Source organism: Mycobacterium sp. NGS61, from assembly GCF_059812325.1.
Genome location: NZ_JCALCL010000015.1, coordinates 86,285 through 97,142, shown reverse-complemented (window position 1 = coordinate 97,142; position 10,858 = coordinate 86,285). Strand labels below are relative to the sequence as shown.

Annotated in this window: 11 protein-coding genes; 6 read left to right on the top strand and 5 right to left on the bottom strand. The window is 68.6% G+C overall.

The annotated features are described in order from the left end of the window. From AC5Y3Z_RS23330 to AC5Y3Z_RS23320, 3 genes are all read left to right on the top strand, one after another. Window positions 1-1,078 (top strand): sensor domain-containing protein (locus AC5Y3Z_RS23330; protein WP_499919260.1); only part of this gene is annotated, 1,078 nt, incomplete at its 5' end. A gap of 3 nt (window positions 1,079-1,081) precedes the next feature. Then, complete coding sequence (locus AC5Y3Z_RS23325; RefSeq protein WP_463828010.1) at window positions 1,082-1,849, top strand: class I SAM-dependent methyltransferase; 768 nt, start codon at window positions 1,082-1,084, stop codon at window positions 1,847-1,849. 45 nt (window positions 1,850-1,894) lie between these two features. Beyond that, window positions 1,895-3,370 carry an aldehyde dehydrogenase gene (locus AC5Y3Z_RS23320; protein WP_463828009.1) on the top strand — a complete coding sequence of 492 codons (1,476 nt, stop codon included), beginning with the start codon at window positions 1,895-1,897 and terminating at the stop codon, window positions 3,368-3,370. 89 nt (window positions 3,371-3,459) lie between these two features. Here AC5Y3Z_RS23320 and AC5Y3Z_RS23315 read toward each other — a convergent pair whose 3' ends face one another. Continuing rightward, a complete protein-coding gene (locus tag AC5Y3Z_RS23315) occupies window positions 3,460-4,245 on the bottom strand; it encodes a crotonase/enoyl-CoA hydratase family protein (RefSeq protein WP_473138921.1) in 786 nt (261 codons plus the stop codon). A gap of 198 nt (window positions 4,246-4,443) precedes the next feature. Between AC5Y3Z_RS23315 and AC5Y3Z_RS23310 the strand changes: the two genes are divergently transcribed. Together AC5Y3Z_RS23310 and AC5Y3Z_RS23305 are read left to right on the top strand one after the other, a co-directional pair. After that, the gene (locus AC5Y3Z_RS23310) at window positions 4,444-4,605 is read left to right on the top strand and encodes a hypothetical protein (protein ID WP_463828031.1); all 162 of its coding nucleotides are present in this window, start codon (window positions 4,444-4,446) and stop codon (window positions 4,603-4,605) included. Continuing rightward, on the top strand, window positions 4,602-5,243 hold the full coding sequence (locus tag AC5Y3Z_RS23305; protein ID WP_473138920.1) for a TetR/AcrR family transcriptional regulator: 642 nt from the start codon (window positions 4,602-4,604) through the stop codon (window positions 5,241-5,243). The genes AC5Y3Z_RS23310 and AC5Y3Z_RS23305 overlap by 4 nt, the downstream gene beginning before the upstream one ends. Here AC5Y3Z_RS23305 and AC5Y3Z_RS23300 read toward each other — a convergent pair whose 3' ends face one another. Then, on the bottom strand, window positions 5,244-5,540 hold the full coding sequence (locus AC5Y3Z_RS23300) for a hypothetical protein (protein WP_463828006.1): 297 nt from the start codon (window positions 5,538-5,540) through the stop codon (window positions 5,244-5,246). Continuing rightward, on the bottom strand, window positions 5,537-7,030 hold the full coding sequence (locus tag AC5Y3Z_RS23295; protein WP_473138919.1) for a class I adenylate-forming enzyme family protein: 1,494 nt from the start codon (window positions 7,028-7,030) through the stop codon (window positions 5,537-5,539). Before AC5Y3Z_RS23295 ends, AC5Y3Z_RS23300 begins: the two co-directional genes overlap by 4 nt. 193 nt (window positions 7,031-7,223) lie before the next feature. On the opposite strand from AC5Y3Z_RS23295, the gene AC5Y3Z_RS23290 reads away from it, so the two are divergent. Beyond that, on the top strand, window positions 7,224-8,594 hold the full coding sequence (locus AC5Y3Z_RS23290; RefSeq protein ID WP_473138918.1) for a PP2C family protein-serine/threonine phosphatase: 1,371 nt from the start codon (window positions 7,224-7,226) through the stop codon (window positions 8,592-8,594). 6 nt (window positions 8,595-8,600) lie between these two features. Here the strand turns inward: AC5Y3Z_RS23290 and AC5Y3Z_RS23285 are convergent, their stop codons facing one another. Further along, a complete protein-coding gene (locus AC5Y3Z_RS23285; RefSeq protein WP_473138917.1) occupies window positions 8,601-9,377 on the bottom strand; it encodes a crotonase/enoyl-CoA hydratase family protein in 777 nt (258 codons plus the stop codon). A 70-nt stretch (window positions 9,378-9,447) separates the two neighbouring features. Then, on the bottom strand, window positions 9,448-10,857 hold the full coding sequence (locus tag AC5Y3Z_RS23280; protein ID WP_463828002.1) for a WS/DGAT/MGAT family O-acyltransferase: 1,410 nt from the start codon (window positions 10,855-10,857) through the stop codon (window positions 9,448-9,450). Between the last annotated feature and the right edge of the window lies 1 nt (window position 10,858).

Genomic DNA, 10,858 nt, shown 5'->3' with positions numbered 1-10,858 from the left:
TCCGTCGGTGTTGCGCCACGGCCTGCCCGCCCAACTCGACGCCGTGGTGGCCAAGGGGATGGCCAAAAACCCCGACGACCGCTACGACACCACCCGAGAGCTCACCTTGGCGGCCCGCGCGGCGATCACCGGACCGCTGGCCCGGCCGCAACCGGCCCCCAGCCGGCCCGAACCCCCGAATCCGCGGCCGATGCAGTCCGGGCCGATCCCGTCCGGGCCCGGTTACCAACCGCCGCGCCCGGCCTACCCACCACCGCCGCAGCAGCACACCCCGCCGCCGTATGCGCCCAACCCCGCCCAGTTCCAGCCGGCCCCGTTCACCGGCGGGTACGGCGGTCCGCCGCCCTTCCCGTCGGCCCAGCGCAGCAGCAACCGCACCTGGGTGTGGGTGGCGGTGGCCGCCGCTGTGGTGGTGGTGGTGATCGTCGGCGTCATCGGCGTCGCGGTGGGCACCGGTTCCGATGACACCGCAGCCTCCTCCGGCACCTCGTCGACCACGACCACGACCACCACCGCCCCGCTGGTCGCCCCCGGGGCGCTGGACGGGCTGCTGCTCACCCCCGACGCCGTCAGCAAAGCGATGTCCACCACCGGCATGACCTCCTCCGCCGGGCACCACGCGATCACCAACAACCCGTACCAGGTGACCCCCGTCGAATGCCGGTTCGTCGACACGGTGGAGGCCGACGCCTTCGCCGGAAGCGGCATGACCGACTCGGTCGAGGAGCAGGTATCGGAGAAACCCACCTATCACTGGGTGGACCAGGCCGCAGCGCGCTTCCCCTCCGCCCAGGCCGCAGCCGCATACGTCACCGCGGCGCAAGCCAAGTGGCAGGCCTGCGCCTCGAAGAGTTACACGGTCACCAAGCCGTCCGGCGAAGCCAAGCCCTGGTCGGCGGGACCGGTGTCCAGCATCAACGGCACCCTGCGGGTCACGGTCACCGGCGGCAACTGGCGCTGCCAGCAGGCTCTGACCGCCGTCAACAACATCGTCGCCAACGTCCAGGCATGCAACGCGAACCTGACCGACGAGGGCGTCCGCATCGCCGAGCAGATCGCGGCGAAGGTGCCGAAGTAACGGGTGGCCGTCACCGACGCCTTCGCTCGGCGGGCCACCCTGCGCCGCTCGGTGCGACTGCTGCGGGAGTTCCGCTACGAGCAGAGCGACCCGGCCCGCTTCTACGGCGCCCTGGCCGCCGACACCGCCGCGATGGTCGGCGACCTGTGGCGCTCCTGGTGCGGGGACGACCTCGCCGGCGCCACGCTGCTCGACGTGGGTGGCGGACCCGGATACTTCGCGGCGGCCTTCGCCGGCGCCGGGGTGCGCTACATCGGCGTCGAACCCGACCCCGCCGAGATGCACGCGGCGGGACCGGCTTTCCAGCGCAGCACCGGCACCTTCGTGCGCGCGTCGGGCATGGCGCTGCCGTTCGCCGACGACTCGGTCGACATCTGCCTGTCGTCCAACGTCGCCGAGCATGTGCCGCGGCCCTGGCAACTCGGCAACGAGATGCTGCGGGTGACCCGGCCGGGTGGACTGGTGGTGCTGTCCTACACCGTGTGGCTGGGCCCGTTCGGCGGTCACGAGATGGGCCTGACCCATTACCTCGGCGGCGCCCGGGCCGCCGCCCGATACGCCCGCAAACACGGCCATCCGGCCAAGAACAACTACGGGTCGTCGTTATTCGCGGTGTCCGCCGCCGACGGCCTGCAATGGGCGGCCGACACCGGCGCGGCCGTCGCGACTTTCCCGCGCTACCACCCACGATGGGCCTGGTGGGTGACATCGGTACCGGTGTTGCGGGAGTTCGTCGCGAGCAATCTGGTGCTGGTCCTCCGAGCGCACTAATGGAACATGTTCTCGTTTTGCGCCGTCTTGGGTATGGTGGCGACTGTGACCAACGCGACAACCGCTACGACGGAGTACGACAAGCTTTTCATCGGGGGCAAGTGGACCGAGCCGGCGACCGCTGAAGTGATCGAGGTGCACTGCCCGGCCACCGGCGAGTACGTCGGCAAGGTGCCATTGGCGACGGCGGCCGACGTCGACGCCGCAGTCGCCGCGGCCCGCGCGGCCTTCGACAACGGCCCGTGGCCCACCACCCCGCCGCAGGAACGCGCGGCCGTCATCGCCAAGGCGCAGCAACTGCTCGAGGAGCGCAAGGAGTTGTTCGCCAAGCTCCTTGCCGACGAGACGGGTCAGCCGCCGATGACCATCGAGACCATGCACTGGATGGGGTCGATGGGCGCGATGAGTTTCTTCGCCGGCCCGGCCGCCGACCAGGTCACGTGGCGGGAGGTGCGGACCGGCTCCTACGGGCAGACCATCGTGCACCGCGAGCCGATCGGCGTGGTCGCCGCAATCGTGGCGTGGAATGTGCCGCTGTTCCTGGCGATCAACAAGCTGGGCCCGGCGCTGCTGGCCGGCTGCACCGTGGTGCTCAAGCCGGCCGCCGAAACGCCGCTGACCGCCAATGCCCTGGCGGAGGTGTTCGCCGACGCCGGCCTGCCCGAAGGCGTGCTGTCGGTGGTACCCGGCGGCGTCGAAACCGGTCAGGCGCTCACCTCCAACCCCGACGTGGACCTGTTCACCTTCACCGGCAGCTCGGCCGTCGGCAAGGAGATCGGCAAGCGCGCCGCGGACCTGCTCAAGCCGTGCACGCTGGAATTGGGCGGGAAGTCGGCGGCCATCGTCCTGGAGGACGTCGACCTGGCCGCTGCCGTCCCGATGATGGTCTTCTCCGGAATCATGAACACCGGTCAGGCCTGCGTGGGACAGACCCGGATCCTGGCGCCCCGCTCGCGTTACGACGAGATCGTCGACGCGGTCAGCAACTTTGTGCAGGCCCTGCCCGTCGGCCCGCCGTCGGACCCGACCGCGCAGATCGGCTCGCTGATCTCGGAGAAGCAGCGCGCCCGGGTGGAGAGCTACATCGCCAAGGGCAAGGAAGAGGGCGCCCGGCTGGTGTGCGGCGGTGGCCGTCCGGAAGGTCTGGACAACGGATTCTTCGTGCAGCCGACAGTTTTCGCCGACGTCGACAACAAGATGACGATCGCCCAGGAGGAGATCTTCGGGCCGGTGCTGAGCATCATTCCCTACGACACCGAAGACGACGCGGTCAAGATCGCCAACGACTCGGTGTACGGACTGGCCGGCAGTGTGTGGACGTCGGACATCCCCAAGGGCATCGAGATCTCGGAGAAGATTCGCACCGGCACCTACGCCATCAACTGGTACGCCTTCGACCCCTGCTGTCCCTTCGGCGGGTACAAGAACTCCGGCATCGGCCGGGAGAACGGGCCCGAGGGCGTCGAGCACTTCACCCAGCAGAAGAGCGTGCTGATGCCAATGGGGTACACGGTCGAGTAACCGGGCGTATTGCGCCGAGTGTGAACTACGCTGCGCGACAGGCCGAATGGACGTCGTGAGGTTCACGGTCGGCGGTATCAGACGTTCCGCTAGCCACCCTGAAAACGCGCCTCGCGGCGCTCGATGAACGACTGCACACCCTCGGCGGCGTCCGCGCTGGCGAACAGTTCGGTGACGGCTGGACGCAAGCGTTCGATCGCGGCGCCCTCCCCCTGGGCCCGGGCCAGCTGCGCAGAGGCGAGGGTTGCCCGCACCCCCAGCGGCGCCGCGCGCTCGGCGATGGTCTGGGCGATCTCGCGAGCCCGGGTCAGCGCGGCCGCGGCGTCGTCGGCAACCTCCTGAACCAGCCCGATGCGGTGTGCCTCGGCGGCGTCGAACTCGTCGCCGGTGAGCAACCAGCGCATTGCATTGCCCCAGCCGGCATCCCGGGGCAACCGGATGGTCGCACCGCCGAACGGGTAGATACCGCGCTGAACTTCCAGCTGCGTGAAGCGGGTGCCGGCCGCGGCGATGCGGATGTCGGCGGCCAGCAACAGTTCGATGCCCAGGGTCATGCACCAACCGTGTGCGGCGGCGACCAGCGGCGTGGTCCAAGGGCCGTCCAGCCGCCACGGGTCGCGACCGTCCGGGGGCATGGGCGACTCTCCCGCCGCAATCCCGGGGCCGACGTCGACGAGGTCCAGACCGGCGGTGAAATGGTCGCCGTGCGCGAACAGCACCCCGGCGCGCAACTCGTCGTCGGATTCCAGCAGCGCATAGGCGCGGGACAGGTCGGCCAGCATCGTCCGGTCGAAGGAGTTGCGCTTGTGCGGGCGGTTCAGGCCGATCAGCAGCACATGGCCGTCGCGCTCGAGGGACACTGTGTCGTTCGTCATGGGGCCAGTGAAACGCAGTCCGTTGAATTATGCAAGATAGCATAATTTCGGGACCACAAGTATTGCGATCACTCTGCCTGGTACTCGGAGGTGGTGAGGTAAACCCAGGCCTGCTCGGTACTTAGCTGGCTTAGCTTGCCTCCCTGACACGTGTCTTATATGCTCACTCGCATAGTCATGGGCCGGTGGACCCGGTCCATGGCTGCACCACCCAAGCCGGGAGAAGTTATGTGGATCATCGAACTCAACGTCGCCGGCTACCGGTTCACCCGCGAAGTCCCTGACCCGCGCCGCCGGCAGTTCCGGGTCAGCCCCCGGGCGTTGCACTGGCCGGCAGTCCGGCACTCGCGCGCCGCATGACCCGTACCGAGGAGCAGACCGCAATGGATCCGCAGCCCGCCAAGCGGGGCGGCACCCGGAACAACATGCTGGTCAGTGCCGCACAGGTGATGCGCGAGCGTGGCGCCGCCGGAGTGACCATCGATGCGGTGCTGGCCCGCAGCGGTGCCCCGCGCGGCTCGGTGTACTACCACTTCCCCCAGGGCCGCAATCAGTTGCTGACCGAGGCGTTGCGGTACGCGGGCGACACCATCACCGCGACCATCGACCGCGCCGTCGACCGGGGCGGCCGGGCGCTGCTGCGCGAGTTCGTCGAGTTATGGGAAAACCTGTTGACCGAGGGTGATTTCCACGCCGGCTGCCCGGTGGTGGCTGCCGCGATCGGCTCGGCCGACGATGAACTGCAGCTCGCCGACGAGGCCGGCGTGATCATGGGCCGCTGGTGCACCGCGCTGACGCGCGCCTTCGTGACCGACGGCTTCGACGACAACGACGCGGCCTCGCTGGCCGTGACGTCCATCTCCGCACTCGAAGGCGCCATCGTGCTGTGCCGCTCGACGCGCAGCGTCGCACCGCTGCGCGAGGTCGGCGGCCAGCTGGAATTCCTGGTCAAGGCACGGGAATTCGTCCGCCGTAACGGGCTGGCCGAGCGACCGTAGTCAGTCGCTGGCGGGCAGCGGCTTGACCTCTTTGAGCGACAGCTTCGTCTCACCCACGCTGAGGCTGCCCTTGCCGGGCTTGGTCACCAGGACTTCGGCGCCCGTCTCGTCGACGTAGCGCTTGCCCATCACACTGCCGTCGGCAAAGGCGGGGTCGATCTCACCCGAGCGCTCGGCGCCCATCTCCACCATCGGCGCTCCGCCGCAGCGCAGGTCGTCGAGGCTGTCGGCGCTGCGGACGACGATGATTTGGGTGTCGCACACCTGGCTGGCCAGGCGGGTTCCGTTCTTGATCATGATTGCATCCCTGCTAGGTGTTCGATGATCTCCCGGCGAAGCACTTTGCCGGTGGCGGTGGTTGGCAGCTCGTCGCGAAACACTACTCGGTCCGGAGTGCGCGACCCCCGCAAACTCTTTCGGACAAATTCACGCAGTTCCTCGGGGTCGGGATCGACATCGTCACGCGGCACCACCACGGCGACGATCGCCTGGCCCCACTGCGCATCCTCGACACCGACCACCGCCACGTCACGCACGTGCGGATGCTCGATCAGCACCTCTTCTAACTCGGCCGGCGCGATGTTCTCGCCGCCGCGGATGATGGTGTCGTCGCTACGGCCGCCGATGAACAGGAATCCCTCTTCGTCGAGGGTGGCGATGTCCTTGGTCGGGAACCAGCCGTTTTCATCGAGCACCGAACCGATGCCGGTGTAGCGTCCGGACACCTGCTCGCCGCGCACGAACAGCTCGCCGGTCTGCCCGGGTCCCAGCACGGTGCCGGCCTCGTCGCGGATCTCCACCTCGATGCCCGGCACCGGCCGGCCCACCGAACCCAGCCGCTTCACCGCGGCGGCATCCGCGGCCGCCAGTGCCGCACGGTGGTCGTCGGGGGTGAGCACCGCAATCGTCGAGCTGGTCTCGGTCAGGCCGTAGGCGTTGACGAATCCGACGTCCGGCAACAGCTCGAGGGCGCGGCGGACCAGCGGCAGGCCCACCTTGGAACCGCCGTAAGCCAGGTTGCGCAACGCGGGCAGCTTGTGGTCACCGGCCTCCAGCACCGTCACGATGCGGTCCAGCATGGTGGGCACCACGGTTGCGGTGGTGACCTGTTCCGCGTTGGCCAGCCGCACCCACTCGTGGGCGTCGAAGTTGGGCAGATACACCATCTTGCGGCCGGCGTACAGGTTGGACAGCGCCGCCCCGACCCCGGCGACGTGGTAGGGCGGCACGCAGATCAGCGCGGCGTCGTCCGGCCCGGCCGACTCGAATTCCACCGTGCCGGTGACGTAGCTGGTCAGGTTGTTGTGGGTGAGTTCGACGGCCTTGGGCGCCGAGGTGGTGCCCGAGGTGAACAGCACGATCGCCACCGAGTCCGGGTCGGGGAACTCCGCTGCCGGTTCGGCGGTACGGGCCGCGGTCAAAAACTCCTCGGACGACATCACCCGGCGATCGCCGCCGCCGAGTGCGTCCCGGTAGCGTTCGTCGACGACCACCAACGGGTCCGGCAGGCGGTCGAGCAGGGCGCCGATCCCCTCGGCCGACAATCGGTAATTGATCGGCGTGAAGGTCAGACCCGCACGCGCGCTCGCGAAGATCAGGATCGGCAGCAGCGCCCCGCCGGTCCCGACGTAGGCGACGTGCCGGGCGCCCGAGGCCGCGATCACCCCCGCCCCGCCGTCGGCGAGGTCGCTGAGTTCCCGGGTGCTCAGCCGCAGTTCCTCGGAGATGACAGCCGTGCGGTCAGGGTTGCTCGACGCAGCCATCTCGAGAAGCAACGAAACGCTCATCCGCGATCCTTCTGGGAACCCTGCCCTTTACAAATTCTGCCGACAGTGTAACCCATCGCGGGGCCGGTCCCGCCCGCCGGGGCGGGCCGCCGCTTAGCTGCGCCGCAGCCCCGCGCGCATACATCCGTAGAATTCCGGGCAACCAGAGAGTAGCTGCGCCACACCGAGTCCACCGATCCCGAATGCGCATCCCATGCCCCCGATCACCTCGAAAGCCACTGCGGCCGAATCGGCGCGGGTGCGCGCCGTCGAGCGCTACCGACTGCTGGATTCGGCGCATGACCAGGTTCTCTCGCGGGTGGTGCGGCTGGCCGCGGAGTTCTGTTCGGCGCCGATGGCCGTCGTCTCGATCGTCGGGCGCGACCGCATCCGGTTCGTGGCCAGTCACGGGTTCGACGTGGACCTGCCCACCGTCAGCCGCAACGACGGCCTGTTCGGGTCGGCGGTCCTGAGCGACGCACCCCACGTCGTGCGGGATGTGCGCGCCGACCCCGGGACCCGGGACAACAGCTTGGTGACCGAACACCGCATCGGCTGCTATGCGGGCGCACCGATCGTGACCAGCGACGGGCATCGGCTGGGGGCGGTGGCCGTCCTGGACAACGACCCGTGCACCGCGACCGACGCTCAACTGGCCACCCTGACCGATCTCGCCGCCATCGTCGCCGAGCAGTTGGACCTGCGGGTTTCGGCACGCACCGCGCTGCGCGCGGAACGACAGCTGCGCGGCGTGGCCGAGGACGACCGCGACGAGGCCCGGCGCGACCGCGACGACGCGCAGTCAGACCGCGACGAGGCGGTGCGCGACCGCAATATCGCCGAGCACGATCGTGACCTGATCGCCCAGTACGCCACGGTGCTGCAGCGCACGCTGCTGCCGCCCTCGTTGCCTTACATCGACGGCCTGACCGTGGCCTCGCACTACCATCCGGCCTCTTCGCGTCAGGTGGGCGGCGACTTCTACGACGTATTCGCGGTCGGGAGCAACCGGTGGGCGTTCTTCATCGGCGACGTCGAAGGCCACGGCGCGGAGGCCGCGGTGGTGACGTCGCTGATCCGCTACACGCTGCGATCCGCCGCGCTGCACTACGACAACCCCATCGATGTGCTCGTCGAACTCAACTCGGTATTGCTGCGCGAGGTGGAACCGCGCCGATTCTGCACAGTGCTGTTCGGGATCCTGGAGCCGCGCAGCGACGGCCCCGGGTTCGGGGTCACCATCGCCACCGGCGGTCATCAGCCGGCGCTGCTGGCTGACGCCGCCAGCGGCACCGTCGAGCAGATCCGCCCCAGCCACGGCATGCTGGTGGGCCTCATCCCGGGTGCGTCATTCGACGCATGCAGCCTGCGCTTGCTGCCGGGTCAGACGCTGATCTGCTACACCGACGGCATCGTGGAGTCGCGGCGCGCCGAGATCACGTTCGACGAGGACAGGCTGGCCGCATTCGTCACCGAACGCACCACCCTGGGGGCCGCCGCGCTGATCGACGACCTCGTCGCGTTGATACCCAAGCTCAGTCCCGACGACGACATCGCGCTGCTGGCGCTGGGCATCGCCCGGTAGCCGGCCTCAGGTGCCGGTCCAGCGCGCCGGGCGCTTCTCGGCGAACGCGATCGCACCTTCCTTGGCGTCGTTGGAGGCGAACACCGGGCCCAGGATCTTGGTCTGTTCGGCGAACATGGTGTCGCGGCTCCAGCCCCGGGACTCGACGATGATCTTCTTACTGGCCGCCACCGCCAGCGGGCCGTTGGCGGCGATCTTGCCGGCCAGCTCGAGAGCGACATCCAGCGCCTTACCCGGTTCGGCCAACGCGGTGACCAGACCGATCTGGTGTGCGCGCTCGGCGGACAGGTTGTCCCCGGTGAGCGCCAACTCCATCGCGATGGCGTACGGGATGCGTTCGGGCAGCCGCAGCAATCCCCCGCCGCCGGCCACCAGGCCGCGCTTGACCTCCGGGATGCCGAATGCCGAATCCTTTGCTGCCACAATCAGATCCGTGGCCAGCGCCAGCTCGGTGCCGCCAGCCAGTGCATAGCCCTCGACCGCCGCGATCAACGGCTTGTCCGGTGGACGCTCGGTGAAGCCCATCCCGCGGCCCTCGACGATGGGCAGTTCACCGCGGGCGAACGCCTTGAGGTCCATGCCCGCGCAGAACGAGCCACCGGCTCCGGTCAGGATGGCCACCGACAGCCCGGCGTCTCCGTCGAGACGGTCCATGGCGTCGGCCAGACCGTGGGCCACCGCGGAATTGACGGCGTTCTTGGCCCGGGGGCGATTGATGGTGATGATCAGGATGCGGTCGCGTTGTTCGACCAGAACTTCGGGTTCGTTAGCTTCGTCGCTCACAGTCCAGATGGTAGCTGTCGGGCCGCGTGACGAACCGCCCGGTGCGTGTAACGTTGACCGACCCTGTCGATCAGGCCTGCGCCATGGCCTCCGGGACCACGGTGAGCTCTCCGGAAATCCCTGCGGCCCGGCGTATTTCGACGAATTCGGCGATCATCGCCGCGGTCACTTCGTGCGGGTCTTTCAGTGTCGCGCCGTCGGACAGCACCGAGATGTTGAGCTGGTCGACGTAGCTCCACACCGTGATGTTCAGGCCGCTGCCGGCGGTCAGCGGACCCACCGAGTAGATCTCGGTGACCAGCGCGCCGCCCACCCGGCCGCGGGTGCGGGGCCCGGGCACGTTGGAGATGTTGAGGTTGAGGACCTTGTTCTGCCCGTCGCGGCTGGACAACCACCGGAACATGGCTTCGGTCGCCGTGGGGGGCCAGTAGGCCGCCCACCGGCTGATCAACTCCGGGCCCAGCAACTGGTGGCTCTCCTTGGCCGAGACGGCGTTGTCGTGAGCGGCCCGCACCCGCTCCAGCGGGTCGTCCAGGTCGGTCGGCAGCACGACCATCATCCCGCTGAAGTGGTTGCCGGAAATGCGTTCCGGGGAGAAGTCGTAGCTGACCGGGACCGACGCCAGCAACGGCTCGGCCTTGCCGTCGTAGCGCAGCAGCAGGCTGTGCAGGGCTCCGCTGGACATGGCCAGCACCATGTCGTTGATCGTGGCGCCCAGCTTCTTGCCGGTCTCCTTGACGTCGGCCAGCGCCAGGGTGGCGGTGGCGAACCGGCGTTCCGGGGTGATCTTGTGGTTCATGAACGACGGCGGCGGGTCGATCGGGCGGGTGAGCTTCGGGGAGAACTTGTAGGAACTGCTGCGCACCCGTCGGACACCTTGTGCGGTGTAGGCGAACGTGCCGGGGATGCGCTTGATGTGCCGCATGTGGTCGACGAACGCCGCGCTCATCAGCTCTCGCTTGCTAGGCGCGGGATCGGTTGTGTACGAAGCGGTTTGCGGTGTCGGCATGAGATCCATGCCGTGCGCCATCAGATTGGCCGAGGCGACACCGTCGGCCAGCGCGTGGTGGATCTTGAGCACCACCGCTATCCGGTCGTTGGCCAGTCCCTCGACGAAGTACATCTCCCACAGCGGGTGCGCGCGATCCAGGGGGGTGCTGGCGATCTCACCGATCGCCTCGTCGAGTTCCCGACGGCCGCCCGGGGCAGCCAGCTGCCAGGGCCGGACGTGGTACTCGAAGTCGACGTCGCAGTTCTCCCGCCACATCGGGTGGTGGAACTTGAACGGGACGTCGATCAGCTGGTAACCCAGCGGGACCAGCTTGTCCATCCGGCCGGCGATGACCTGACGGAACGCGTCGATGGTGAAACCGCGGCTGGCCTCGTCGAGCTCGATGATCGCCACCTTGATGGTGTGCATGTGCACGTTCGGCGTCTCGCTGTACAGCAGCACCGCGTCCCAGCCGGTGAGCCGCTTCACC